The following is a 25541-nucleotide window of genomic DNA, read 5'->3' on the forward strand; positions in this document are numbered from 1 at the left end:
GCGGCCCGGGCCTCCCCCAGCATAACGACAACCCAAGGAAGACAAACCATGTTGATTCAGCGCCAGCACGGCGCCGAGCATCCGTATTGGCCGCTCGGCCCGTTCAAGATCCGCCTGCCCTTCATCCACTATCGCTGGGAATACCCCGAGATGGTGCAGGGCCTGTTCATGTTCGTGGTCGGCCTGGCCATGATCCCCCTGCTGCAGAAGTACCTTGGCATGCCCTACGAGGCGGCGCTCGCCTTCTGCGTCATCGCCGGCATCGGCTACATGCTGCCCGCACTGCTCGGCGTACCGCTCGTCCCGGGCTGGATCACCCCCGCAATTCCGGTCGTCATCCTCTTCCTGCAGGGCTTCGAGCCCGGCCCCGAGGCCGTGCGCGCGATGTTCGCACTGCAGATCATGGTGTTCGCGATCTTCCTGATCCTGGGCATCACCGGCCTGGGCAACAAGCTGGTGACGATCATTCCCAACTCGCTCAAGAGCGGCATCATCATCGGCGCCGGCATCGCGGCAATGATGGGCGAACTCAAGGCCGGCGGCCGTATCGACAGCACCCCGATCTCGCTGCTGCTGGGCTCGATCGTGTCGGCCTACATCCTGTTCTCGCTCTCCTTCAAGCACATCGTCGAGACCAGCCGATTCGCCAAGACGATCTCCAACTTCGGCATGATCCCTGGCCTCTTCGTCGCCATCCTGGTGGGCTGGGCGGTGGGTGAGTACCCGCTGCCGAGCATCGAGTGGGGCATCACCCAGCCCGACTTCAAGGGCATGACCGAGTACCTGATCTTTGCCGTCGGCATGCCCAGCCTGGACATGTTCCTGCTCGCCATCCCGACCGCGATCATCGCCTACGTGATCGCCTTCGGCGACATCCTGGTCGGCTTCACGCTGTGCAAGCGCGTCGACCACCTGCGCCCGGACGAGAAGATCGAGCTCGACGTCACCCGCGTGCACCTGGTCACCGCGCTGCGTAACGGTATCCACGCCTTCTTCGCGCCCTGGCCCGGCCTCGCCGGCCCGCTGTGGACCGCTGCCCACGCCACCGTGGCCGAACGCTACGCGCTGGGTCGCAAGTCGATGGACTCGATCTTCTCCGGCGGCGGTACGTTCTGGATCACCGGCTTCGTCGCGCTCTTCATCCTGCCGCTGGTGTCCTTCTTCAAGCCGGTGCTGCCGATCGCGCTGTCGCTGACCCTGGTGCTGACGGCCTACATCTGCATCATGGTGGGCATGGAAGAGTTGAAGAACTCGACCGAACGCGGCGTGGCCGGCATCGTGGCGGTGACGCTGGCCATGCCTGATCCGAAGGCGACCGTGTACGCGGTGGTGATCGGCCTGCTGCTGTACTGGCTGATCGAGCGTCCCAACGCCGCCCAGCGTGCCAAGCAGGACCTGTCGATCATCGGCGACAACACGGCCGACATCGAAGCCGGCGACGAGCACGGCGTGGCCAGGAAGTAATCGTCGAATCGGATCGCACGCTGCGCTGGGGCCCGCCCCGGCGCAGGCGGCCGCCGAGGGGGCTGGAGCTGTTAGCAGAAACGCTACCAGCCCAGCCCTTTTCTCATCAGCAGCAGCACCGCCATGCCGAGGATGAAGGGCAGCCAGGGGTTGCGCCAGCGCACGGCCACGGCAACCACCACGATGCCGGCGGCGAGCTTGGGGTTGAAGGGATCGAAGCTGCCGCCATCGAGCAACAGGTCAGGCATCACCAGCGCCGACAGCGCCGCCGCTGGCGCATAGCGCAAGGCGCGCTGCAACGCAGGCGGCAGACGGCCTTTCTCGCCGGCGAGGATGAAGCTGCCACGGGTGAGGATGGTGGTCGAGCCGATCGCCAGCAAGGTCAGCCACAGCCACAGGCCCTCGCTCATCACGCCTTCGGTCATCGCACCGCCCTCCCCGCCAGCGCGCGTTCGGCGACAAACCCGGCACCGATACCGAGCGCAATGCCGGCGATCAGGCCTAGACGCAACGGCAGCTCACGCAACAACACCGCGCCCAGGCCGCCGACCAGGGCTGCTACCCACATCGGGCGCGCGCGCAACATCGGGATCATCATCACCATCAGCGCGATCGTGGTCATGAACTCGAGCGACCAGTCGCGCGGAATCACGCCGGCCCCCAGCACCCCTCCCAGCACGCAGCACTGCCACAGCGCCCAGCAGTACAGCGAGGGCACGATGTAATAGCCCCAGCGCCAGTGCGGATCGTCCGCCTTGTGCAGTTTCTCGGCGCCGATCGCGAACATGCCATCGACCAGCAGGTAGCTCGACGCCAGGCGGCGCATGAAGGGGTGGCCGTGGAACACCGGCGCCAGTGCCGCGCTGAAGATGACGAAGCGCAGGTTGAGCACCAGCGCGGTAAGGAAGATCAGCCACAGCGGCGCGCCGCTGCCGATCAGCGGCAGCGTGCCGAGCTGGGCCGTGCCGGCATAGACCAGCAGGTTCATGCCCATGGCCTCGAGCGGCGACAGCCCGATCGAGCGCATGGCGATGCCGGTGACCACGGCCCAAGGCACGAGACCGACCGAAAGCGGCAGGAAGTCGCGCATGCCCTCGCGGGCACCGCGGCGGAAGGACGATTCCATGAGGCGTGGGTGCAAAAAGCGTCCAAGCATAACAGGCCATCGCAACAAGTCGATGTCAGTTCCCTGCCCACACTGGATAAATCGCAAGCGGACTGCCAGGCCCGGGCGACATCGCCTTCAAGCCCTCGCGACTCACGCCGCCCCCACGCGGGATGAGGCGCGCCGCGGCCTGCTGTAGGAGCGGCTCCAGCCGCGAGCTTTTCCGAGCCAGACCCGGGCGGCATCGCCTTCAAGCCCTCGCGGCTCACGCCGCTCCCACACGGGATGAGGCGCACCGCGGCCTGCTGTAGGAGCGGCGCCAGCCGCGAGCTTTTCCGAGCCAGACCCGGGCGACATCGCCTTCAAGCCCTCGCGGCTCACGCCGCTCCCACACGGGATGAGGCGCACCGCGGCCTGCTGTAGGAGCGGCGCCAGCCGCGAGCTTTTCCGAGCCAGACCCGGGCGGCATCGCCTTCAAGCCCTCGCGGCTGGCGCCGTTCCCACGCTGTGGCTCGAGCGCGGCAGGTGTCTGTCGGCGCGGCGCCTCGCAGGCACTCAGAACCCGAGCGCCTCGCCCGCACCGAACAGTGTCGCAATACCAAGGCCGAGGAAGATCGCTGCAGCAATGCCATGCACCAGCCGTACCGGCATGCGCGCGGCGATGCGGTCGCCGAGTACCACCGCCGGCACGTTGGCGATCATCATGCCCAGCGTAGTGCCTGCGACCACCGCAACCAGGGCCTGGTACTGCGCGGCCAGCGCCACGGTGGCGACCTGCGTCTTGTCGCCCATCTCGGCAAGGAAGAAGGCGATCAGGGTGGCACCAAAGACACCAAGACGCGGCAGCTTGGCATCGTCTTCATCGAGCTTGTCGGGGATCAGCGTCCATACCGCCATCGCGATGAAGGACAGGCCCAGCACCCAGCGCAGGGTCTGCGGCCCCATCAGGGTGGTGAGCCAGGTGCCGACCGCAGCGGCGAAGGCATGATTCGCCAGGGTGGCGACCAGGATGCCGGCAATGATCGGCCATGGGCGGCGGAACTTGGCGGCAAGGATGAAGGCGAGCAGCTGCGTCTTGTCGCCGATCTCGGCAAGGGCGACGATGGCAGTGGAGATGAGGAAGGCGTCCATTCGATTCCAGTCCTGGCCGGCAGAAAACCCATGACCCCGCGCCACCCCGGCCATTGACGGCAGCAGCAGGGTCAAAGGTCTTGCCAGGTCCATGGACCCGTGCGCACCACGGCCGGACGGCCGAGCATGTTGGCGCGCACCCCTCCCGAGCTCCGGAGGGCGGCTACTCCCCAATGACGGCGCGGATTCTAGCCGAGCCCGCACACAGGGTCAAAGCGAAGTCGCCAACAAGCCAACAAACCAAGGGGGAAATCGGGGTCTGTCCCCTACACCCGCTTTAAGGGCGCCGTGGCCAGAAGATCACCCCGCCTGGCCGCGCTGCATCGCCATGCGATACACCAAGGGCACGGCGAACAAGGTCAGCACGGTCGAGAAGCCCAAGCCCCACACGATACTCGCCGCGACCGGCCCCCACATCAGCGACTTGCCGCCGAGGCCGATGGCGAGCGAGAACAGACCGCCGATGGTGGTGGTCGAGGTGATCAGGATCGGCACCACGCGCCGACGCGCGGCATAGATCGCGGCGTGCTGCACGCTCATGCCTGCGGCACGGCGCTCGTTGGCGGCGTCGATGAGGACGATCGCCGAGTTCACCGCAATGCCGGTGAGCGCAATCACGCCGTACAGGGTGTACAGCGACAGCGGATTACCCGACACCAGCAGGCCGAGGACGACGCCGGTGAAAGCCAGCGGCACGGTGACGAGGATGATGAAGGGCTGCCAGTAGCTGCGGAACTGAGCGGCCAGAATCAGGTAGATCAGGCCAAGGCCCAGCAGGAACAGGCGCCCCATCGAATCGAGACTCTCCTGGATGTCCTCGAGCTCGCCCGAGAAATCCAGTTCCACGCCCGGATACTGCGGCTGCAGCCGCTCCCAGGCGGCCTTGAGGCGGTTGTTGGCCTCCAGCGTGTCGATCTCGCTGCGCTCGAGCTCGGCTTCGACGGTGATCGCGCGAGTCAGCTGGTAGTGGCGGATGTAGCCTTTGGACAGGCGCAGCTCGTGGTCCACCAGGTCGCCCAACTGCACGCTGCCGCCCGCAGGCAGAGGCACGGGCCGCTGCAAGAGTTCGGTCACGTCGGCGAAGGGTTCGGCACGTGCGCGCACCACGACCTCGACCTTCTCGCCGGCGTCGCGCGTGGTCGCGACGATCTCGCCCTCGCCGTACAGACGCAGCAGGCGCGACACCTCGTGCGCCCCCACCCCGGCACGCGCGAGCTTCTCGCGGTTGAGCACCAGGCGCATCTCGTTGCGCCCGGCCACATCATCGTCGGTCAGGTCGCGCACGCCCGGAAGCCCGGCCACTTCGGCCATCACCGCATCGGCCGCCGCACGCAACACGGCATAGTCGTCCGACTTGACCTTCACCGACACAGGCTTGGCCGTCGGTGGTCCGCCCTTGATCTCCATGAAGGAGTACCGCGCCTCGCCGTCAAGCGCCTCGATCAGCGGACGCAACTCGGCGATGAGCTCGCCGGTGTCGCGCATGTCGCCGTTGCGTGGCGTCAGCGACACCAGCACCTGTGCGTACTGGTCGCCATAAACCGGCTCGGTGTCGGTGAACTTGAGCCCAGCATAGGGCGTGATCGAGCGCAACTCGGCAGGATCGATCGTGCGCGCCAGCACCTCGGCGGCACGCTCGGCGGCGGCCAGCGAACGCTCGGGAGTGACGCCGGGCGGCATATCGACGCTGACGTAGAACAGACGCATCGAGTCGAAGGCGAAGAACTCCATCTTCACCCAGCCTCCGCCGACCGCCCCGCCAGCGCCTGCCATCACCATAACCAGGACGGCAACGCCCAAACGCGGGCGGCGCAACACACCGACCAGGGCACGCGCGTACTTCACCCGCAGCCAATGGGTGAAGCGCTCGCGCAGCACCTGCGCTCGCGTGCGCCGCTGCGCGGGCCGCACCTTCAGGGCGAGGATATGCGTGGGCAGGATCCAGAACGCCTCGAAGAGGCTGATCAGCAGGCCAACGGTCACAACGAAAGGCACGATGAACATGAAGCTGCCCAGGATGCCCGGCAGCAGCATTAGCGGCAGGAAGGCAGCGATGGTAGTCAATACCGCTGCCAGCACCGGCAGCCCCACTTCGCGCACGCCACCGATTACCGCTGCATGGGGCTCATCCCCACGTTGCAGACGGTAATAGATCGCCTCGACCACCACGACTGCATCATCGACGAGCATGCCGAGCGCGATCACCACGCCCAGCAGCACGGTGAGGTTGAGCGTCGAGCCGATCAGCTCGGCGGCGATGAAGGTGCCCGCCAGCGAGAACGGTACGCCCAGCGCCACCAGCAGGGCCAGCCGCGAACCGAGGAAGATCCAGCACATCAGCAGCACCGCAGCGAGACCGAACAGCGCGTTCGACTCCATGACCCCGATCGCGTGGCGCGTGGCGTGCGTCTGATCGTCGATCAGCGCCAGCTGAACGCCCTGCGCAGCGAGCAGCATGTTGCGATCGGCGGCAAACTGCTGCAGGCGCTCGACCAGCTGCAGGGTATTGGCGTCGGGCTGCTTGGTGATCGAGAACATCACCGCGGGCTGCCCGCCGTAGCTGACAAGCTGGTTCGCGCGCTCGCTGCCGCGCACCACCGCGGCGACCTCGTCGACGGCAACGCGCCCCTGCGGCGTCACCACCGCGACCTGGGCCAGCGCTTCGGGGTCGGGCGTCTTGCCTTCGAGGCGGACCAGCCATTCGCGGTCCTCAACCCTGACCCGGCCGCCGAGCGTGTTCTGGAACCAGGCCGCGACGCTATCGGAAAGCGCGATCGGCGACAGCCCTGCCGCCGCCAGCCGTGCCGGATCGAAATCGACCTGTAGTTGCGGGTCGTCCAGCCCGGCCGCGATCACCTGATCAACGCCGGACAGGCCCTCTATCTCCTTCTTGAGCACGAAGCCTGCACGCCGCAGGCGCTCGCCGCCGCTGCCGTGCAGCACCATCACGGCGGTCGGAAACCCGTTCGAACTGGTGATCTCGAGCACCATCGGGTCGGTCGCATCGGGCGGCAACTCCGCCGCCGCCTTGTTCTGGATCTCGCGCCGCAGGTCGTTCACGCGCTTGTCGAACTGGCGCTCGGAGACCTCCTCGAAGCGCACCAGGATCGACGACATGCCCTCGCGGCTGGACGAGGACACGAAACGGATATCCTTGACCTGCTTGATCGCATCCTCCAGCGGCCCGGTGAGCTCGCGCTCGACATCCTCGGCCGAGGCCCCGGGCAGGCTGGTCATGATGCTGACCCAGTTGAAGTTGATCTCCGGATCCTGCGCGCGCGGCATGGTGAGATAGGCGAACAGGCCCGCTACCAGCACCAGGATGAAAGTGATGTTGGCCAGCGGATGGTTGTCGATCAGCCGGCCATAAACGCCGCCGCCATGATCACCGCGCATCGGCGCACTCACCGCGCTTCCGCCGCGCGCTCGGCATGCAGGTCGAGCGCGAAGCGCCCGTCGTCGACGAGTTCGGTCGCCAACGGCCAATCCACCGCCAACGGCCGGCCCGCCTGAGCCTGCGGCAAGGGTATGAACTGCGGCTGGCCATCGCGAACGACCCAGGCACCCAGCACGCCCTCGCGCTGCTGCAGGTAAGCCGCGGGCAGGTGCGGGTCCGTGCTGCGCCAGCGCAACTCGCCCGCCAGCCCGGGGGCGAGCGCACTTGCCGCCACCAGCACCGCCTCGCGCACCTGGCCCGCGGTTTCTACAACAGGCGAGATACGCCGCACCGACAACTCATGGGCGGCGTCGCCGACATGCAGTCGCCAGGCCTGGGCGCGCTCGAAAGCCTCGACCTGGCTGGCCGGTACACGGGCGCGGACCTCGACCTCATCGCTCGCCGCCAGGGTGAGCAAAGGCATGCCCGGGCTTGCCAGGTCGCCTACGCTGGCGCTGCGGCTGCGCACGACACCCGCGTAGGGCGCACGTACCACGCAGCGCGCAAGGGCAAGCTCGGCGGACGCGACCGAAGCCGCGGCCGCAGCACGCTCGCTCTCGAGCACGCCGACCTCGGTCTCGCGGATGCGCAAGCCGTCGGCGCTGATGAAACCGCGCGCTGCCAGCGCACGCGCCTGTGCAAGCTGGGCACGCGCCAGCTCGATGCGGCTATCGACCAGGGCGCGCTGGGCGCGGGCGCGTTCGAGTTCGATGCGGTAGGCCGCATCATCCAGACGCACCAGCACTGCACCGCGCGCAACGGCCTCACCCTCTCGCACCGGCATGGCAAGGATACGTGCGGAAAGCTCGGCGGCGATGCCGGCTTCGTCACGCGCGTGGACTGCAGCGGGTATGCGGAACTCGGGGTAAAGGGCGATCTCGGACAGGGGTTTCGCGCTCCACTCAGTCGCCAACGACAGCGTGGGAAGCAACAGCAACACAACAGCGAGGACTCTCATCGCAGCTCTAGGTGGTCATTAGTGAAGGCCTGGCCACGACCGCGACGGCAAGTTAACCCAGCCTCAGCGTTGGTCGATGACGTGAAAACCCAGGGTGGGCGCGGTGAAATCGTCGGGCGTCGCACCGAGCCCGATCTCGCCATCGCCATACAGGGTACAGGTGTCGCGCCGCAGGGCCACCGGCGCGGATGCCGACGCAAAGCGAACCCAGCTGCCGTTGCTGCTGAAGTCGGTGAACACGCACTGACCGCCAGTCCACTCGATACGCGCATGGCGGCGCGACACACGCGGATCGTCGATGGAGAAGCCAACGCCGTCGCCACGACCTATGACCAGCGGGCCATCGTCAGGATGGAGCTCGATACGCTGGTCGAGGCGCTCGATATCGATGCGCTGCACCGAGACCGGCCCATCGATGAGTTCCTGGAAACCAAGCATGGTGGTGATCGTGGTCTCGGCGGTGCGACTGAAATCCACCCGCCACACCCGCAACGGCTCGGCCTTGCCCTTGATGCTGATGCGATCGAGGCTGTGGCAACCGAGGCGCATCGCATCGGGCAAGCTGTCGAAGACGCTCTCGCCGATGAGAATCTCTCCCGCCTGGGCACGGTCGCTCAGGCGGGCGGCCACGTTGACCGCATCGCCGTAGCAATCGCCGCCATGCTCGACGATCGAACCGCGCGCGACCCCCGTCTTGATCCCCAGCGGTGCGCGTTCGGTCTCGCCATGCGTGAGCTCGCGCACGACCTCGGGCATGTTCGCAGCAGCCTGAACCGCGGCGACCGTGTCGTCGAACAGCACCAGCACGCCGTCGCCCAGGTACTTGACGACGCGCCCCCCGGCGCATGCCAGATGGCGACCGAGCGCGTGCATGCGGCGAGTGACGATCTGCGTCGCCGCCACATTGCCCGCCGTCTCGAACAGCCCGGTGCTGCCCGTAAGATCGGCGAATACCACGGTCCTGACCGATTGCTCCACACGCCTCCTCATTCTGTCGCCGGACGCGCAGACGGGCGCCCCGTGCAGAGGGGGCGCGCATTCGCAGCATCGCGGAATGCGTGATGCTAGCACTAAGGCTTGAAGACGTCATCGCTGAAGGTGCCGCCGCCGACATGCGCATCGCGCCCTGCACAAAGCGCATCTCGGTGCAGGGCCGCACCGTGGGGGACCTTTCCACTGCAAGCGCGCATCCCGCACGCGCATGCGGCACACACGGCTACCGGCAGAGTCCCATTGTAGTCAGCGCAGCTGCAAGCATGGGCGCCACGCTGACGACATTGCTCGGGTGGGCGATGCAGTCGGTACTCCACACCTGCTCGACGCCTGCGCCATGGATCAGTTCGAGCGCCCCATCGGCAAACAGGGCGTGGGTGACGGCGACATCGACCGATGCGGCGCCGGCTGCGCGCAACTGCCGCGCCGCTTCGGCGAGCGTGTGCCCGGAGCTGGCCACGTCGTCCAGGAGCACGACCGCGCGCCCGGCCACTGCGGCCCCGTCCGGCAACGCAATGTCGACGCGGCGGTCATCATGGCGGACCTTGGTGCACACCATGAAGTCCAGGCCCTGCTCGCGCGCAGCAAGCTCGACCCACTGCCTCGACTCCGCATCCGGTCCTGCCAGCAGCGGCCGCTCGCGCCGCTCGGCAGCGAGCGCACCCAGCAGCCCGGCCCCTGACAGAGCAACCGCATGTGGGACAGGGATCGCCTCGGCCAGGGTCGCGACGCGATGCAGGTGAGGATCGACCGTGACCACGGCGTCGAACAGGCCCGCCAGAAAGTCGCCAACCACACGCTGGCTGACGACCTCGCCGCTGCAAAAGGCCATGTCCTGACGCATGTAGGCCATGTAGGGGGCCACCAAGCTCAGGTGCCGCGCCCCCAGACGGCCGGCCGTACGCGCGACCAGCAGCAACTCGAGCAGCTTCTCGTTCGGGCGATAAAGACTGCGGTAGAGCAGGACACTCGGCGGCAGCCTGGCCGGCAGGCGCAAGCGCAACTCGTCGTCGGGAAAGCGGTGGCGTTCGATCAACTGCAGGTCCAGCCCCGCAGCCTGCGCCAGACGCCCGGCCTGCTCGGCCTCGTCTTCGAAATGCAGGAGCACGGTCTCTTCACTCATCATCGTTACAAGCCTACTCCCCTGTTGCCCCCCCTTGAAGAGTCCGCAGCCGCCCTGGCGCCAAGGATTTCACACGAACGGACAAGAGGGCCTCGCGGCTCGCCTCGCCAGCCCGCGAACCTCCCCATTCACGCGGTTTGACAAAGCGCCCACCGGCAACTAAACCGGTTATGACAAAGGAAGGAAAGCCTCCCCACCCGCGCCACTCCACGAGCTGAGCCCGGGGGGCCGCGTGCGAACGGACGCAGGAGAGACAGATGCCTGATGCCCTGTCCCAGAACGCCATCGACGCACTGGGTGTGGCTGTGGACAGCCTGCTCCCGGACGCGCCTCCCGCGGGCCTGAGCCGCACCAGGGCGCTCGACGTGCGACACGTCAGGCCGCTCGGGCTAGGTGGCTATGTCGGCCACCATGTTGCGCCCGAGGGCGCACTGTTCGGGCGGCGCCTGAATGCCCGCCTGAACCTCAGCATCAATGGCGGCAGCGAGGCCGATGCACGGGCCCATGTGCACAACCTGGCTTCCCACCTGCTCAGCCTGTCGCGCAGCGAGTTGCATGCTGCGGGCATCCATCGCATGGCACGTGCGGACAGCAGCGATGCGCGCGCCATCCTCTTCGACATCGACTTCGAGTTCATCCGCCCACCCGCGACTTCTGAGGGCGTGATCACGGACCTCATCCTCGACATCGCGCCCGACGGCTGAGTGCCCGGACGCGCACAGCGCACCGCGCGTACCACGCGCCGTGCGGCCGAAAATGCCCCGCGCGGGGCGCACACACCCCCAGGGGGAACCAAGGAGCGGGCGATGGAAGAGAACTTTGCGGAACAGATCGTTCCGGGCACATTCATCCGGGTACAGGCAGAGGGACTGATCGCGCCCAAGGGCGTCAGCTTCGGCAACGTCGGCATCGTCGGCACCGCGGCTGCGGCCGAGGACGTCACCGATGCGATCGGCCAGACTCACATCCTTGGCAGCATGGAGGATGCGGCCAAGCTCTACGCTGCCTCGGACGCGCTCAGCGCCGGCACGCTCAACCTGATGCGCGGCCTCGCCCTGCTCTTTGCCAACGGTGCACGCACCGTCTATGCCCATGCGCTGGCAGCCGGCGCCGACCAGACCGCCTTCGCCAACGGCACGGCCGAACTCCTCAAGGACACCATCAACATCCTGGTCGCGCCCGAACTGGCCACCGCCACCGCGCTGCAAGTGCTGCCGGCGGCGGTCAATGCCGCCGAGGGCGACGGCAAGGACATGATCACGGTGATCGGCTCGGATGCGAGCACTGTGACCGCCGTCGTCGACCAGGTTGCGGCCAACAAGCGCGTCGTGCTGGTATCGCCCGGGGTGCGCGCCTACGACCCGGCGGCCGGCGCCATGGTCACCCTGCCAGGCAACTACACCGCAGCCGCGGTCGCGGGCCTGGTCGCCAGCCTCGCGCCCCAGGCCAGCCCCACCAACAAGGTGCTTGCCGGCGTCACCCAGCTCGCCACCCGCTACAGCTATGGCCAGCTGAAGGCACTGCTGCAGGGCAACGTATGCGCGCTTGAGGACCGCCAGGGCATCCGTGTCGTGCGGGGCATCACCACCGAAGGGGAAGCCTTCGCGCAGATCACCACACGGCGCATCGTCGACTACGCCAAGGCAGGCATTCGCCAGGTCGCCAACCCCTTCGTCGGCCGGCTCAACAACGAACGCGTGCGCACCGCCCTGCACGGCGCGCTCGACAGCTTCCTGACCACCATGGTGGTCGACGAGGCGCTCACCGGCTACCAGCTGGAGGTCAAGGCGACACGCGCCGACGAGGTCGCGGGCCGCTGCATCGTCAACGTCGCCATGCAGCCGACCTTCAGCATCGATTACATCCGCGTGACCCTCGCGCTGTCCTGAACGCGCAGGAAAGGAGACCGACATGCCATCCGCCGCCAACACCCATGTTTACACCGGAGCCGACGGTTCCATCCTGCTCGCCCCTGCAGGCGAAGGCCCCGAAGGTGCGGCCGCCAGCACGGTGATCGAAGGCAACGACCTCATCCAGGTCGGCCGCGTCACCGGCGTCACCGTCCAGGTAAGCTCGGCGATCCGTCCCTTTCACGAGATCGGCCAGCGCTACGCGAGCGAGTTGCGCGCAGGCAACGTCAGCGTGCGCGGCCAGATCGACCGTGCCTGGCTCAACGGCGCGCTGCTGCGCCTGCTGCTGGGCGAGGCAAGCGAACAGCGGCCGCGCAGTGCGTGGGCCCAACCCGCCTTCAACATCACGCTGATGGCGGAGAACGCCGCCAACCCGGGCACGCGCTCGATCGTGACGCTGCACGACGTCAAGCTCGAACAGTGGAACCTGAGCATGCCCGAAGACGATTTCGTCATGGAGGGCGCGCGTTTCCAGGCCCTCTACCTGAGCGTCCGCGACGAACAGGGCTGACGCCATGGCGCTCTCTGCCCAGGCAGGCGCAGCGACAGCCGCAGCGCCCGCCCATGATCGCTACCTTGCCGCCGACGAGCTGCTCGCCGGCAGCGCCGCCAGCTTCGATATCGAGGTCCCAGCCGTGCTGGTCGAAGCCGGGCGCAGCGGCCTCGCCGGCCGCGTACAGATCCGTCCGCTCACCGTGCGCGACCTGCAGCTCATCAGCCGCGCCGCACGCGACAGCGACAGCCTCGCCGGCGCACTGATGGTGCACGCTGCGCTGCAGACCCCCGCGCTGACCCTGCCGCAGATCAGCGCGTTGCCGCTCGGCCTGATGGAGTTCCTTCTCGCCGAGGTCAACCGCATCAGCGGCCTCGCCGTAGCGCCGGCCGCACTCGAGGACGCCGCCGAGCAACCCATTGCACGCGCAGCCCATGTGCTGGCGCGCGCCTTCGGCTGGACGCCGCAACAGATCGGTGAGCTGACCCTCGGTCAGATCCTGCTGCACCTGCAGATGCTGCGCGAAGAGCGAGACGGCGATGGCTGAAACGCACGGTCGTACGCCCCCAGATCGCACCCTTGACGGGTTCAAGTGCTGTGTGCACGCCTTGCAGGCGGTCGAAGCCAGGCTGTCCAGCCTGATCGCCCGCTGTAGCGAACACGGACTCGCGCATGCCGCACACCTCGACCGGCTTCCTGCCCTGGCGTCCTTCGACCCCTTTGCAGCGCCAGCCGCCGCCGCGGCGGGTGCCGAGACAGCCGGGGCCAACGCTCGCAGCCAGCCACGCGCAAGCGCGATGCCTGCCGACCCACGCCCACTGCGGGGGACACGCCAGGCGATGGCCCGCACCAGCCACGCGGACCGGATGGGCAACGAGGCCACTGCCTCCCCGCCGCCAAGAGAAGTCGCCGGCCAGGCAGCACGCGGGATGAGCACACCGCCCCCGATCGCGGCCACCGCTGCAGGCGAGGATGCCGGCGCGCTCATCACCGCCCTGCTCCGACGCCACACTGCGCCCCGCCCCGGCCCGCAGCGCCTCCCCCGCCTGCATCCTACCGGCGGCACCCGGGAGGCAGACGGCCGGGATTCCCGCTCCGCTTCGTCCGGGTTCTCAATGGGCCCGGACACTCGCCCCGCACGCGTTGGCCACCTGCCGGCTGCCGCCGGCCCCGCACATGTGCGCCCGCCTGCAGCCGTCCAGGCCGCTCCCGACACAACGCCCTCTTACCCGCGCGCACCGTTGCGGCAAGGCGAGGGGGGGTGGCCTGGCCGCACCGCTCTCCATCGCGATCGCCCGGGCCGCGCCGATGTGCCTCCCCCTGGCCACCCAGCGGACAATAGCCTCACCGGCTCACCGCAGCTCGGCAACGACGCACTGCGGCAACTGGTCGGCACCCTGTTCGCAACCGCGCCCCGGGCAGACCTCCGCCCTGCTCCGGCGCAAACCGCTGCCGGGCAGCCTGCAGGCCGCACGTCCGGAGCACCGGCGCTGCTCCCGCAAGGGCGCGCGCCCTCGCGCCTGCTGGGCGCCCAGGACGCCGTCCTCGCGCGCACGCCTCAAACGACCGGCGGTGCGCCCACGCAGGCGGAGCACCACGCCGATGCCGCCCCCTCCCACCCCGGTGAGCTCGCGGCCGGACTCGAGCGCCTGCTGCGCGAGCAGGCCTGGTTACGCGGAGTCGATCTGTCATGAGCCTGACACCGATGCTTGCCGACTGGGAGCTGCCGCGGGTGACGAGGCTCGAGACCCTCGAAACGCGCGACTTCCTCGAGCTCCCGCTACCCGGGCGCGCGGGCAGCCTGTTCCAGGACCTCGAGCGCCGTCCCGCACGCATCATCATCGAAGGCTCGGTGTTCGGCAGCGAGGCCGGCCTCGACCTGCTCAACGCCGTACGCGAGCACTACGGCGCTGGACAACCCCTGACCTTCGTCTCCGACATCGTCACCGGCACCGACATCCAGTACGTGCTGCTGCAGCAGGTTCATGTCCAGGCCGAGGCCAGCGCGCCCGACCAGATCGACTACGCGCTGTGGCTCATCGAGTCGCCACCGCCACCGCCACCGGGCAACATCCTCGGCGGCATCGACACCAGCCTGCTCGACCAGGCTGCCGGCCTGCTCGACGACGCCATGGGGGCGCTCGACGCGCTGCAGGCGCTCGGCAGCATGCCGGAACTGTCCGACCCGACAGGCCCGCTCACCGGCATCCTGGGCGACACCGCGCCCGCCATCGGCCAACTCGGCAGCATCGGTGCCGGGCTGCGCGACCTGCTGGAGTAGGCGACCATGGCCGGACTGCTGGTTCAACTCGACCTGACAGTATCCGGCGCCGACCTGTCCGCGATCGCGGGCAGCGTCGGCGGCGCCTACGGTGAGCTCGGCCGCCTCATCGCCGGCTGGCAGAGCGGCCCGCCGGGCGACTTCGGCAGCGCGCTCGCCGACCTGGCCGGCCTGCCGGTGCCACAACTGTCCGGCGGCTTCGAGTTCAGCCTTGGCTTCGGCACGCTGCTGCCGAACCTGCAGGGCGAGCTGGGCGGACTCGCGCAGGCGCTGCAGGCCGATATTGCCGCCTTGCCCGAACGCCTCGGCGCCGACCTGCAAGCGGCCTTTGCACCATTGCTCGCACGCATTGCGCGGCTGCAGGCCGTGTTCAACACCGACTGGCACTGCGGTCTCGCCATCCCGGCAGACCTCACGGCAGGGGCCGGCCCCGCTAGCAGCAGTGCAGGCGCAAGCACGAGCGGGGCCGGAGCCGAAGGTGGGGGAGAAGGCAGCGGCGCAACAGGCACGAACGCTGCCGGCGCGCTCGACACCGCACAGGTTACGGCCGCAAACGCACTGATCGACACCCTGCCCGCCGACCTTTCGGTCCCCAGCCTGCTGCGCTGGCTGCATGCACGCGTGGGCACCTTCCGTCCGGGTTACTTCCAGCTGCGCTCGTTACCCGTGCTCGACGATCTGCGAGACCCGCTCGACACACTGATCCGCTGGGACGATGCCAGCGCCGCAGCGGTAGAGGCCGAACTCCAGCAGACACTGGAGCAACTCGCGGCGCTGATCGCAGCCAATACCAGCGCCCACATCCCCCGCGCGCTCCCTGCTGCGGACCTTGCCACCCAGCCCGGCATCGAACTGGGCAGCGCGGGCGCCGATTTCGTCACTGCAGTGGGCTCGCTCGCGGCCCTCACCGCTGAGCAGCCCACCGACTCCGCTGCCATCGCGGCCGCGCTCGCGAATGCGCAGGCCCTGCGCGCACCGCTGCTCGCGGCGCGCAACGTCACGCTCGCCCCGGCCAGCACGGCAGCCCGCGCACGCCTGCACAACGCCCTCCTCGCGCTGCCTGGCGCCCTCGACGCCGGGCTGTGCCGCACGCTGGTCCTGCTGCTGCCACGGGCGAGCCTGGCCGACCTCACCCAGTCCGTACCCGGACTCGCCATCCCGGGTCTGCCTGCCAATGCCTTCGCCGCACTGGAGGCCCTGATCGACGATATCCAGACGCGCCTCGAGACGGTGCTCGACCTGCTCGACATCAGCGCCGTCAGCGCCCCTGTCACCACCGCACTGGCGCGCGCAAACAGTACCCTCGCAAACATCGAAGCCCAGCTCGCCGCGCTCGGGGCGAGCAGCGCACGCGCCTTCGACGATGCCCGCAGCCAGCTCCAGACACTCGACCTCGCGCGCCTTCAGCGTCAGTTCGAACAGAGCCTGGAGCAAGCCGTGGGGGCCATCGAGGCAGCCCTTGCCGCCACGCTTGCGCCCGCCACCACGGCCCTTGCGCAGGCCCTCCAGGCCGCGGACACGGCGATGGACGCGATCGATCCGGAAGCGCTCTCCGCACCGCTGCAGCAGATCCTGCAACCCCTTGCCAGCCTCAGTCAGCAAGAAGACGTGGCCCGGCTCATCCAAGTGCTCGGTCAGGTGAAGGCGCTGAGCGAATCGCTGTCACGCATCTCCTTCGCACCGGTGGCGGACGAGGTCATCGCCGCCATCGGCAAGCTCGAAGCCGTGTTGCGCGCAATCGACCCCGCCACCCTGCCCGCTCCGGGCCCCGAGCTGATCCGCTCGGCCATGAGCGTACTGCCGCCCTCGCTGGTGCCGCTCACCGACCCGCTCATCGTCCGTCTCGACACCCAGCTCGAGGCCAGCCCGACCGAACTGCTGACCCAGCTCAAGGCCATTCCCGAAGAGGCACGAGCCCGCCTGCTCGCACTGTCGCCGCGCGCGGCCCTCGCCCCACTGCTGGCCGAACCCTTTGCTGCAGTGCGCGACGGCCTGGCCGCCTTCCAGCCCGCGCAATGGCTGGACGAAGCCGATCGCACGCTGGCCGAAACCCGCCAGCGCCTCGGCCGCCAGCTCGACATCGGCGGCGCGCTCGCCGCACCGGCGCAAGCCCATGGCGCGCTGGTGCGCGAGCTCGAAGGCCTGCGCCCATCCGCCCTGCTGCAGCCGCTCACCACCACACTCGGCCAGGCCCTCCAGGCGCTGGACGCTGCCGTACCGGCGGGCGAGCTCGGCACGGCGCTGGCGGCGACACTCGACCGCATACGCAGCTTCGCCAGCACCCTGGCAAGCGCGCTCGATGTCGCCGACCACCTCGTCGACCGTCTCGGCACCCTGGGAGACGCCGGCAGCGAGTTCGACAGCTGGCTCGACGGCATCCTCGCCAAGATCCCGGAAACGGCCACAGCAGCGCAGCTCGAGGCCCTCGACACGCTGCGCCAGGCCGCGCTCGCCAGCAGTGCCGACGCCCTGCGCGCGCAGTGGGCCGCACACCGTGACGCGCTCGCCACAACACTCGCCGACACCAGCCCCGGCACCCAGTCCGCAGCGCTGCTGCGCGAACTCGCGCTCGCCCGCGCCCGCATCCGCGGCCAGCTCGGCGCACTCCCCCCCGCGCTCGCCAACCCGATCGCCAGCTGGCTGGACGAAGCCGACACCCGCGCCGCCGAGGACGGCCTGATCGCCATCGCCGCGCTGTCGCGTCGTCTGGCCGAAACCGACGCCCGCATGACAACCCTGCTCGACCAGCTCGGCAACCGCTTTCCGGCCGCACAAGGCCCCTTCGCCGCCTTGCTGCCGGGCAACCCCGTCCAGTTGCGCGCCTGGGTGCGCGAAGCCCTGGTGCGCCAGTTCGGCCGCCCGCTGGTGCTCTTCCTCGACAGTCTGCAAGTGCTGGTGGCCCTGCTGCGCAGCGCCACGGCCGCACTGCGCCGCCTGGTCGACGCCCTGCAGGCCAGGCTCGACGAACTCCTGGCCGCCCCGCAGGCGCTTGCCGCACTGCTCGAAGGCATCGAATCGCTCACCGACCGCGTCGCCGGACTCGACCCGGGCCTGTACGCGCAACAGGTCGATACCCTATACCGCGACCTGCTCGGCGAACTGCGCGCCCTCGACCCCGCCGGACTGCGCCAGCCGCTTGAGGCCACCCGCGACCGCCTGCTCGCGCGCATCTCGCTCGACACCGTGATCCCGCCTGCCCAGCGCGCCCAGCTCGACGCCATGCACCGTGAGCTGCAGGCCAAGGTCGGCGCGCTCGACCCCGACCCCTTGCTGCTCCAGCCACTGGACGAGACCTGGCGGGCGACGGTGGAGCCGCTGGTCGCAGCGCTCGACGCCAGCGCCTCGATCCAGCTCATCGTCGACTGGATCAACGCGCTGCCACCCGAACTGCGCCTGCACATCAGCCGCGTTGACGCCGCCTACGCCGCACTGCTTGCCAGCGCTCCCGGCGGCAGCGGCGCATCAGTGAGCGTGAGCGCCAGCGTCAGCGTCAGCGTGGGCACCTAGGAGAACAGGACGATGCTCGGCTCCCTCCTGATCCAGCCGCAAATGCTCAACCGCATGCAGGGGCGCGGCGCCGGTGACGAGATCGCCGACGAAGTCGTTGCCCTCGCACACCTGCTCAGCCTCAACCCTGCTGCCGCGGACGCGGTCCTGCCGGCCTTCGAGGCTGCCGGCCAGCGCTTCGCCTCCACCCTGCTGGCACGGATCGGCCCACGCCTGCCGCAGGCACTGAACGAACTGCGCGCACTGGTAGAGCCCCTCACCACACCGCTTGCCAGCTTTGCGAGCGGGCCGCCGCCGGCCACGACCGCCGACATGCTCGAGCACATCGCCGCCGGCCTCGAGCGCCTGGCACCGCTCGCCGGCCTGCTGTCCGACGCACAGATCCGCAGCACCCTGCGGCGTGCGAGCCGCATCCTCACCGACACCCTGGGCCTGAGCCAGGCCGGCTTCCGCGCCGACTTCCTGGTCATGCTCGGCGAGGTACGCGCCGAGTTGCGCACACACCCCGCCGGCGCCAGCACGGCCGCGCGCGCCGTGCGCGAGAGCTTCGCCTGCCTGCTCAACCGGCTGGAGACGGACGTCTATCCGCACTTCCCCACCCTGGACCTGGATGTCGACCGCCTCACCGCCATCCTCATCCGCGCCTTGCGCACAACGCCGCTGCCACGCATCGGCGGCCAGGCCGAATGCCTGCTCGGGCGCATCGAGGCGGTATTGCGCCTGCTCGCCGAAATCACCCGCGCTGCTGCAATCAGAGCCCGCAGCACGCGGGCAAGCGCGCCCCCTGCCGCCGCACCGGCGATGGCTGCGCGTCGCACAGCTCCGGCCAGCGCGCGTGCGGACGCCGCGCCCCGCCGCGAAGACGACGGACAGTATTGCTGGTACGCCTCCTGGCTGTATGCACGCCATCGCCAGGGGTTCTCGAACGGCGCCGGCATCGGCCTGCTGCAGAACGTCACCCCTGGCTACCCCGGCGACGAGGTCTGGCGCAGCACCGACGGTCGATGCCTGACCTTGCGCCGTGCCACCGTCGACGACGCCGTGCTGCACCGCGCCGACGCGCCCTTCGCCTGGTTCCAGGCCCCCCAGTTCGCCGGCCCGCCCAGCCGCGAGCACTTCAGCTTCGGCGCCATACCGCCAGCCTTCCTCGAAGGCTGGACCCAGGCCACCGCCATCCTGCAGAAACTTGGCGCGGGCTTCTGGCATGCGGTGGCGATGGGCCAGGGCGAGCGCGAGTACGCCTGCAACATCCCGCTCTGGCTGTGGCACTGGACAGACGGCATCGCGCGCGGGGCAGGCGGCGCACCGCTGCCCTCGCTGCTCTGCCGCTCGCTGGGCTGGGGGGTGGGTTCGACCTGGCTGTTCTCGTCATTGCTGCCGATGCTCACCGTCATCGGCGGCTCCTTCGAGGGGGTGCACACCGAAACCACGGCCGGCCTCGGCTTCCTGCAGTGGCTCACGCTCATCGGCGGCGATGCGCTCTCGGCCTACACCATCAGCGGCGCCACCCAGGGCGTGAACGACTTCTTCCTGTCGCTGTTCACGCTGATCAACCAGACCGGGGCGGGTGGCCCACCCGCGTCGGGCGAGGACCTGCGCCCGGCCAACTGGGCACATGCAGACGCCGTCATCGGCCTCGTCAACCTGGCGATCGGCTTCGGCTTCCGCGCCCTCATTCCGCGCGACGACTACGGCCTGCCCTTCGACAACAACGGCGCGGCCGCCTTCGGCCCGCTCTATTTCCCCTGGATGCTGCTCGGCGCCCCGCTCGCGAGCGCCTTCTCCAACGCCATCGGCACCCTGCTCGCCTGGGCCATCGCCCGCACCCACACACCGATCCAGCTTGGCGAGAAGATCGGCGTCGGCGCGCTGGTCGGCACCCTTTCCTTCATCGTCGAGTTCTACGCCCAGCGCGACGGCAGTACCGACGACGGGCGCTACAACCCGCGCATCGACCCCGCGGGCACGCCCTACACGGACGCCGCCGGCAATCCGCGCAGCGACTTCGCCGGCTATCCCGACAAGGCCGGCTCGCCCTATCAACTGCCCTACGCGGCCGGCATTGCGATGTACGTCGGCCAGGCCAATCTCGGTTTCTTCAGCCATGCGCGCTGGAACAGCTTCCCACAGATCTATGCCTACGATTTCGCGCACGACTTCGGCGACGAGATCCTCGCCATCCGCGACGGCACCGTGATCGACTTCTTCGACTGGATCCCGGACAACATCAATCCCGACGGTACGCAGCGCACCGCGGCACGCACCGCATCCGACACCGTGATGGGCGCAGGCTGGCGCAATGGCAATCCGAGCTGGAACTACATCGTGGTCCGCCACGACAGCCGCATCGACAACCAGGACCGCGACCAGGGCGGCACGCCGGTCACCACCTATGCCGTGTACGGCCACGGCGCCACCGGCGGCGTGCGCGAGCTGTGGCAAGCACTCTACGGCAAGGGCGCGCTCGACATCATCGGCACCCGGGTGCGCCGCGGCAACCCGCTGATGCGCGCGGGCAGCACCGGCGTGAGCTTCCACAACCACCTTCACCTGCACGTCGTCCCCGGCCCCGACCCAAGCGCGGCGACGCACACCCCGCCGCGGCCCATCCTGCAGGAAGGCGACCTGGGCGACTACACACTGCCCTTCGTCTTCGCCGACGCGCCGGGCGACGGCGTGCTGCGCAACCTGCGCTGGTACCGCTCGAACAACGCCCGCAGCACGGAGCTGCCACCATGATCGGCGACGCGCTCATGGATGCACTCGGCGCCGCGCTCGACCACAGCGCGGGCAACGGCACGCTGCCACCGCCGCAGGCCAAGGTTTCGCGCGGCGGCGGCGCGGCCTCGGCGGGGGGCTTCGGTGCCGAACTCGTGGCCCTGGTCACCGGTCCCGGCCAGCCCGATCCACTCACCACTGCACTCATTGGCGCCGAAGTGAACCTGCTGCCCGCACCCGCGCTGTCCTCATGCCGCCTGCGCTTCCTGCCGCGCGCCGATTTCCCCGCGCTTGCCGCCGGCGACGTGCTCAAGCTGCAGCTCGGCGCAGGAGACGATCCGCCGGCCGTCTTCAGCGGCCCGATCGCCCTGCTCGGCGGCGCCAGCGGCGTGCTCGAACTCGTACTCGGCGCACCGGCCACCGCGCTGGCGCGGCTGCGGCGCAACGCCGGCTATGAGAACCAGCACTTTGCCGACCTGCTCACGCTGTGGGCGGGCGAAGCGCAGCTCGACATCGGCGAGCTCGACACCGGGCCTCGATTCGCCTTCCTCGCCATCGACGCCCAATGCTCCCTGTGGGAATGGATGTCCCGCCTGGGCAAGGCCGCCGGGGTGCCGGTGTGGACCGACGCTGCCGGACGCCTCAACGCCCGTGCCGCACGCGGCCAGCCAGTGGCGAAGTGGGCCTGGGGGCGCGACCTGCTCGCGCTTGAGGCCGACCTGCACGACACCGCCATCGCACCCTTTGCCCCCGACCTCACCGGGCGCACCGAGCAAGGCGCCTGGAGCGACGGCGAAAAGCCAGCCACGAACACGCCGGGCGCGCCGGGCGGTGGCGCGCCCGGCGCGGGCCCGGGCGGCCTTGGTGGTGCTGCCGGCGCGGTCGCCGCCCTGCTCGGCGCTGCCCCCGCCGCAGCCAAGGCCGCGGGGCGCGTTAACGTCAGCGTGCCGGGTTGCCCGGCGCTGGAGATCGCCAGCCCCTTCAGGCTCGAAGGCTGCCCCGGCGGGCGCGGCGACGGCGACTGGATCGCGGTGGCGGTGACGCACCGGCTTGAGCCCGGCCGGGGCTTCATCACCCGGGCGACGGGGGTGCCGGCATGAGCACGCTCTACGACACCATCCAGCAGATGATCCGGCGCGAACTCGCCAGCCGCCGCCAGACAGAGATCGGCATCGTGCAGGCAGTATTCCCGGCCGCATCGGGGGGCGGCGCCTACAGTGCCGACGTGGTGCTGCGCGACACCGAGCTGGTGTTGCGCCAGGTTCCGGTCGCAACCCCGCGCAAGGGCTTCGCCAGCCTGCCCGAGGTCGGCGACCTGGTGCTGCTCAGCTTCGTCGGTGGCGCCCTCAACCGCCCTGTGGTGTGCGGCACGCTCTACAACGAGGCCGACACGCCGCCCGACAACAGCGAAAACGACTGGGTGCTGCAACTGCCCTCGGGTGCCGACGCCCGCGATGGCGGCGTGCGCGTCGAGATCCGCCAGTCGTCGCCGCAGGGCTTCAGCGTCAGCCTGATGGGCGAGCGCTTCAAGCTCGAGGTCCAGGACGACGACCCGGTGATGCGGCTGCAGGTCGCCGACACCACGATCAGCATCGACGGTGGCGGCGGCGTCCAGATCGACACCCCGGGCAATCTCGATGTCTCCGCCGCGGGCAGGCTACGCCTCAAGGCGGACGGCGACGCCACGCTGGAGGCTGGCGGAAACCTCGTGCTCAAGGGCGCGATGGTCAAGATCAACTAGGTTGACGAGGGAGACGCGACGATGAGCCTGCCAGCCGCAAAAGAAGGCGACCGCATCCTCGCCACCGACATCCACATCGTGATGCTGCCCAGTCCCGGTGGCCCGGTGCCGACACCGCTGCCCAGCCCCTTCGTCGGCACGCTCGACGGTGGCCTGTCGGCCGACGTGCTCATCGAAGGCAAGGCCGCCGCCACCAAGGACTCGACCGCCACCAATACGCCCGGCCACATCCCGGCCGGTGGTCCGTTCCAGACACCGCCGTCGAACAGTGCCACCATCCTCGCCGGCTCATCCACGGTGCACATCAACGGCAAACCGGCGGCGCGCATGAGCGACATGGCGCAGACCTGCAACGACCCAGCCGACCTGCCCGCCGGCAGCGTGATCGCCAGCGGCACGGTCCTGATCGGATGAACGCCATGCCCAGCTTCCGCCCTCCCTCCACTGCGCACCTGCTGTGCGATATCGCCATCCATGCGGTGCATCGAGAGCTGCGTCCGGTGTACCGCCCCAGCGAGACTGCTCGGCGGCCGCGCTCGGCCTGGGACCTCGTCGCCCGCGACGGCCTGGAGAACCTCGCCCAGGCCGTCATCCTGCGCCTGCTCACACCGCGTGGCGAACTCGCCGCGCTCGGCCACCCCGACTACGGTTCGCGCGTGCACGAGCTGATCGGGCGTGAGAACGACAGCCCGCGCCGCAACCTGCTGCGGCTCTTCATCCTCGAGGCGCTGAAGGCCGAACCGCGTATCGACAAGGTGGCCGAGCTGCGTGTCGAGCCCTCGCCCGGCAGCCGCTCCACGGTCGATGTGCTGCTGCGGGTCAAGCCGGTCGCCGCCACCGAACTGGTGACGATCGGCCCCTTCTCCATCGAACTTGCCGTGTGAGGACGCCATGTCTTTCCGCCGCAAAACCTATCCCGAAGTGGCCGAAAGCCTGCTCAACCGCCTGCTGGGCGGCGTGAGCGGCGAGGCCCACCCCTATCCGCCGGCCAAGGCCGCGCGCGAACCCTACCGCCATGCACTGGAACGCCCGCCAGTCGACCGCATCACCGCGGTGTGGGGCGCGCACAACGGCGAGACCTACCGCTTCGCCGCCGATGCCGACTACGCCCTGTCGGCCGACGGCGCCGAACTCGAATGGCGGCCAGGTGGTGCCCGCCCCGACGAGGGTACGGCCTTCGAGGTGCATTACCTGCCGCGCCAGCGCGAAATGCGCGTCAACGATCTCTATCCCGGCTCGGTCGTGCGCACGCTGATGGAAGCCGTCGCGCTCGAGACTGCCGGCCTGTATGCACAGATGGAAACGGTCTACCGTGCGGGTTTTCTCGACACCGCCAGCGGCGGAGCGCTCGACCACGTCGTGGGCCTGCTCGGCATCCGCCGCGTACGCGCAGGGCGCAACAGCGGCGAACTGCGCTTTACCCGCGCACGCAACACCGCGGGCGAGATCACCATCCCCGCCGGCACCCGGGTGGCCACCGCTGACGGTGCAATCGAGTACGAGACCACCGCCGACCTCACCCTGGTCGACGGCCAGGCCGCGGCCAAGGTCGCCGCACGCGACCTCGTCGCCGCCAACGACGCCCTTGGTGCCGACAGCCTGGTGCTGATGGTGCGCCCGATCGCCGGCGTCGAGGCGGTCACCAATCCGGCCGCCACCGCACGCCAGGAGCGCGACGAGAACGACGACGAACTGCGCAGCCGCGCGCGCCGCTTTCTTGCCGGCTCGGCACGCGGCACACGCAGCGCGCTGGAAGCCGCGGTGGCCGCCGAAGGCCTGCGCGCCGAGATCCTCGAACCCTCGCCCGGCCGCGTCGATATCCAGTTGCAGGGCGTGCTCGACCCCGACCACCGCGCCCGCCTGGACAAGGCCGTGCGCAGCGCGCGCCCGGCCGGCGTGCAGGTGCACATCCATGACGGCAGCCCGCCGGCCAAGATCACGCTCGACCTGCGTCTCACCACCGCCCCGGGCCTGCTCGACACCGAGTTGCGCGCGGTCCAGGACAGCATCCGCAAGCGCTACGCCGACTACTTCGCCCACCTGCCGCTGGCCAGCGACGGCAGCCTGACGCGCCTGGTCGGGCTTGCGATCGGCGTCGACGGCGTCGACGACGTGCGCATCACGGCCGCCCACGCGGACGGCGCCGACGTGCTCGACAGCGCGCAAGGGGTATTGAACCTGGCCTCGCTATCGACCGAACTGGGCGAAGTACGCATCGTCGACCCGGCGCTCGCCACCGCCCTGCGCCTGGTGCTGCGCTACCCGCGCAGCGCCGCGATCCCCGACCAGGCCAGGCTGAGCAGCGCCACCGAGGCCGCCATCGCCGCGCTCAACGAGCTCGCCGCAGCCGGCAACGCCAGCGACGATGCCAAGCGCGTGCTCGACTGGAGCCGGCTCAGCCGCCTCCTGCCGCTCCCGCATGCGGGCTGGAGCAGCGCCACACTGGCCCAGCAGCTCGCCGGCACGGCGGGTGCCAGCGCAGCCGACGTCGCCCCCTACACGGTGCACTGGGTGCTCACCCGCCCCAACGCACTCAGCCAGGTGCTGGACGGCCCCACTGCCCCGGGCTTCGCACTCGCCACCGGCGAACGCCTGTCACTCGCCGGCATCGTGGTCGAAGTGAAGCCGAAGGATGCGCCATGAGGACGCCCCCGGCACGCCACGCCACCCACCCTCGGAGG

Annotated in this window: 21 protein-coding genes and 1 riboswitch; of the genes, 14 read left to right on the top strand and 7 right to left on the bottom strand. The window is 69.5% G+C overall.

Annotation, left to right across the window (positions count from 1 at the left end; genetic code table 11):
- Window positions 1–48: 48 nt before the first annotated feature.
- Entirely contained in the window at window positions 49–1464 is a 1416-nt protein-coding gene (locus LQF09_RS16040; RefSeq protein ID WP_270068419.1) for a solute carrier family 23 protein, read from the top strand.
- A gap of 83 nt (window positions 1465–1547) precedes the next feature.
- Here the strand turns inward: LQF09_RS16040 and LQF09_RS16045 are convergent, their stop codons facing one another.
- The 7 genes from LQF09_RS16045 to LQF09_RS16075 all read right to left on the bottom strand — a co-directional run bounded on the left by LQF09_RS16045 (window position 1548) and on the right by LQF09_RS16075 (window position 10210).
- Window positions 1548–1889, bottom strand: a complete 342-nt coding sequence (locus tag LQF09_RS16045; RefSeq protein ID WP_002941605.1) for an AzlD domain-containing protein — start codon at window positions 1887–1889, stop codon at window positions 1548–1550.
- Window positions 1886–2590 carry an AzlC family ABC transporter permease gene (locus tag LQF09_RS16050; protein WP_002929555.1) on the bottom strand — a complete coding sequence of 235 codons (705 nt, stop codon included), beginning with the start codon at window positions 2588–2590 and terminating at the stop codon, window positions 1886–1888. Before LQF09_RS16050 ends, LQF09_RS16045 begins: the two co-directional genes overlap by 4 nt.
- 534 nt (window positions 2591–3124) lie before the next feature.
- A complete protein-coding gene (locus LQF09_RS16055) occupies window positions 3125–3700 on the bottom strand; it encodes a TMEM165/GDT1 family protein (protein WP_002941602.1) in 576 nt (191 codons plus the stop codon).
- 2 nt (window positions 3701–3702) lie between these two features.
- Window positions 3703–3892: riboswitch (yybP-ykoY riboswitch) on the bottom strand.
- Window positions 3893–4000: 108 nt separating this feature from the next.
- The gene (locus LQF09_RS16060; protein WP_333482884.1) at window positions 4001–7096 is read right to left on the bottom strand and encodes an efflux RND transporter permease subunit; all 3096 of its coding nucleotides are present in this window, start codon (window positions 7094–7096) and stop codon (window positions 4001–4003) included.
- An 8-nt stretch (window positions 7097–7104) separates the two neighbouring features.
- The gene (locus LQF09_RS16065; protein ID WP_270068421.1) at window positions 7105–8094 is read right to left on the bottom strand and encodes an efflux RND transporter periplasmic adaptor subunit; all 990 of its coding nucleotides are present in this window, start codon (window positions 8092–8094) and stop codon (window positions 7105–7107) included.
- A gap of 63 nt (window positions 8095–8157) precedes the next feature.
- Entirely contained in the window at window positions 8158–9072 is a 915-nt protein-coding gene (locus LQF09_RS16070; protein ID WP_002929545.1) for an adenylate/guanylate cyclase domain-containing protein, read from the bottom strand.
- 238 nt (window positions 9073–9310) lie between these two features.
- Window positions 9311–10210, bottom strand: a complete 900-nt coding sequence (locus LQF09_RS16075; RefSeq protein WP_232433262.1) for a ribose-phosphate diphosphokinase — start codon at window positions 10208–10210, stop codon at window positions 9311–9313.
- A 257-nt stretch (window positions 10211–10467) separates the two neighbouring features.
- Here LQF09_RS16075 and LQF09_RS16080 point away from each other — a divergent pair, with 257 nt between their 5' ends.
- The 13 genes from LQF09_RS16080 (at window position 10468) to LQF09_RS16140 (ending at window position 25503) form a co-directional block, all read left to right on the top strand.
- Entirely contained in the window at window positions 10468–10914 is a 447-nt protein-coding gene (locus LQF09_RS16080) for a hypothetical protein (protein WP_002929542.1), read from the top strand.
- Window positions 10915–11016: 102 nt separating this feature from the next.
- A complete protein-coding gene (locus tag LQF09_RS16085) occupies window positions 11017–12099 on the top strand; it encodes a phage tail sheath C-terminal domain-containing protein (protein WP_002929541.1) in 1083 nt (360 codons plus the stop codon).
- 22 nt (window positions 12100–12121) lie between these two features.
- Window positions 12122–12631, top strand: coding sequence for a hypothetical protein (locus LQF09_RS16090; RefSeq protein WP_002929540.1), 510 nt, complete (start codon window positions 12122–12124; stop codon window positions 12629–12631).
- A gap of 4 nt (window positions 12632–12635) precedes the next feature.
- Complete coding sequence (locus LQF09_RS16095) at window positions 12636–13160, top strand: hypothetical protein (RefSeq protein WP_270068422.1); 525 nt, start codon at window positions 12636–12638, stop codon at window positions 13158–13160.
- A complete protein-coding gene (locus tag LQF09_RS16100; RefSeq protein ID WP_270068423.1) occupies window positions 13153–14307 on the top strand; it encodes a hypothetical protein in 1155 nt (384 codons plus the stop codon). The genes LQF09_RS16095 and LQF09_RS16100 overlap by 8 nt, the downstream gene beginning before the upstream one ends.
- Window positions 14304–14894 carry a hypothetical protein gene (locus tag LQF09_RS16105; RefSeq protein ID WP_002929529.1) on the top strand — a complete coding sequence of 197 codons (591 nt, stop codon included), beginning with the start codon at window positions 14304–14306 and terminating at the stop codon, window positions 14892–14894. Before LQF09_RS16100 ends, LQF09_RS16105 begins: the two co-directional genes overlap by 4 nt.
- A 6-nt stretch (window positions 14895–14900) precedes the next feature.
- Window positions 14901–18401, top strand: coding sequence for a hypothetical protein (locus LQF09_RS16110; protein WP_270068424.1), 3501 nt, complete (start codon window positions 14901–14903; stop codon window positions 18399–18401).
- A 12-nt stretch (window positions 18402–18413) separates the two neighbouring features.
- Window positions 18414–21140 (top strand): M23 family metallopeptidase, encoded by a 2727-nt coding sequence (locus LQF09_RS16115; protein ID WP_270068425.1) that lies wholly within the window; start codon window positions 18414–18416, stop codon window positions 21138–21140.
- A complete protein-coding gene (locus LQF09_RS16120; protein WP_270068426.1) occupies window positions 21137–22219 on the top strand; it encodes a hypothetical protein in 1083 nt (360 codons plus the stop codon). The genes LQF09_RS16115 and LQF09_RS16120 overlap by 4 nt, the downstream gene beginning before the upstream one ends.
- Entirely contained in the window at window positions 22216–22860 is a 645-nt protein-coding gene (locus LQF09_RS16125) for a phage baseplate assembly protein V (RefSeq protein WP_002925976.1), read from the top strand. Before LQF09_RS16120 ends, LQF09_RS16125 begins: the two co-directional genes overlap by 4 nt.
- Before the next feature lie 21 nt (window positions 22861–22881).
- Window positions 22882–23274, top strand: coding sequence for a PAAR domain-containing protein (locus LQF09_RS16130; protein WP_002925974.1), 393 nt, complete (start codon window positions 22882–22884; stop codon window positions 23272–23274).
- 5 nt (window positions 23275–23279) lie between these two features.
- Complete coding sequence (locus LQF09_RS16135; protein ID WP_002925972.1) at window positions 23280–23744, top strand: GPW/gp25 family protein; 465 nt, start codon at window positions 23280–23282, stop codon at window positions 23742–23744.
- A 7-nt stretch (window positions 23745–23751) separates the two neighbouring features.
- On the top strand, window positions 23752–25503 hold the full coding sequence (locus LQF09_RS16140) for a baseplate J/gp47 family protein (protein ID WP_002925970.1): 1752 nt from the start codon (window positions 23752–23754) through the stop codon (window positions 25501–25503).
- Window positions 25504–25541 lie beyond the last annotated feature (38 nt).

The sequence above is a fragment of the Thauera sp. WB-2 genome (assembly GCF_027594845.1).
GTDB lineage: Bacteria > Pseudomonadota > Gammaproteobacteria > Burkholderiales > Rhodocyclaceae > Thauera > Thauera mechernichensis.

Coding starts and splice junctions, on each gene's coding strand:
- LQF09_RS16040 (WP_270068419.1), top strand. CDS start 49: ATGTTGATTCAGCGCCAGCACGGCGCCGAGCATCCGTATTGGCCGCTC.
- LQF09_RS16045 (WP_002941605.1), bottom strand. CDS start 1,889: ATGACCGAAGGCGTGATGAGCGAGGGCCTGTGGCTGTGGCTGACCTTG.
- LQF09_RS16050 (WP_002929555.1), bottom strand. CDS start 2,590: ATGGAATCGTCCTTCCGCCGCGGTGCCCGCGAGGGCATGCGCGACTTC.
- LQF09_RS16055 (WP_002941602.1), bottom strand. CDS start 3,700: ATGGACGCCTTCCTCATCTCCACTGCCATCGTCGCCCTTGCCGAGATC.
- LQF09_RS16060 (WP_333482884.1), bottom strand. CDS start 7,096: ATGCGCGGTGATCATGGCGGCGGCGTTTATGGCCGGCTGATCGACAAC.
- LQF09_RS16065 (WP_270068421.1), bottom strand. CDS start 8,094: ATGAGAGTCCTCGCTGTTGTGTTGCTGTTGCTTCCCACGCTGTCGTTG.
- LQF09_RS16075 (WP_232433262.1), bottom strand. CDS start 10,210: ATGAGTGAAGAGACCGTGCTCCTGCATTTCGAAGACGAGGCCGAGCAG.
- LQF09_RS16080 (WP_002929542.1), top strand. CDS start 10,468: ATGCCTGATGCCCTGTCCCAGAACGCCATCGACGCACTGGGTGTGGCT.
- LQF09_RS16085 (WP_002929541.1), top strand. CDS start 11,017: ATGGAAGAGAACTTTGCGGAACAGATCGTTCCGGGCACATTCATCCGG.
- LQF09_RS16090 (WP_002929540.1), top strand. CDS start 12,122: ATGCCATCCGCCGCCAACACCCATGTTTACACCGGAGCCGACGGTTCC.
- LQF09_RS16095 (WP_270068422.1), top strand. CDS start 12,636: ATGGCGCTCTCTGCCCAGGCAGGCGCAGCGACAGCCGCAGCGCCCGCC.
- LQF09_RS16100 (WP_270068423.1), top strand. CDS start 13,153: ATGGCTGAAACGCACGGTCGTACGCCCCCAGATCGCACCCTTGACGGG.
- LQF09_RS16105 (WP_002929529.1), top strand. CDS start 14,304: ATGAGCCTGACACCGATGCTTGCCGACTGGGAGCTGCCGCGGGTGACG.
- LQF09_RS16110 (WP_270068424.1), top strand. CDS start 14,901: ATGGCCGGACTGCTGGTTCAACTCGACCTGACAGTATCCGGCGCCGAC.
- LQF09_RS16115 (WP_270068425.1), top strand. CDS start 18,414: ATGCTCGGCTCCCTCCTGATCCAGCCGCAAATGCTCAACCGCATGCAG.
- LQF09_RS16120 (WP_270068426.1), top strand. CDS start 21,137: ATGATCGGCGACGCGCTCATGGATGCACTCGGCGCCGCGCTCGACCAC.
- LQF09_RS16125 (WP_002925976.1), top strand. CDS start 22,216: ATGAGCACGCTCTACGACACCATCCAGCAGATGATCCGGCGCGAACTC.
- LQF09_RS16130 (WP_002925974.1), top strand. CDS start 22,882: ATGAGCCTGCCAGCCGCAAAAGAAGGCGACCGCATCCTCGCCACCGAC.
- LQF09_RS16135 (WP_002925972.1), top strand. CDS start 23,280: ATGCCCAGCTTCCGCCCTCCCTCCACTGCGCACCTGCTGTGCGATATC.
- LQF09_RS16140 (WP_002925970.1), top strand. CDS start 23,752: ATGTCTTTCCGCCGCAAAACCTATCCCGAAGTGGCCGAAAGCCTGCTC.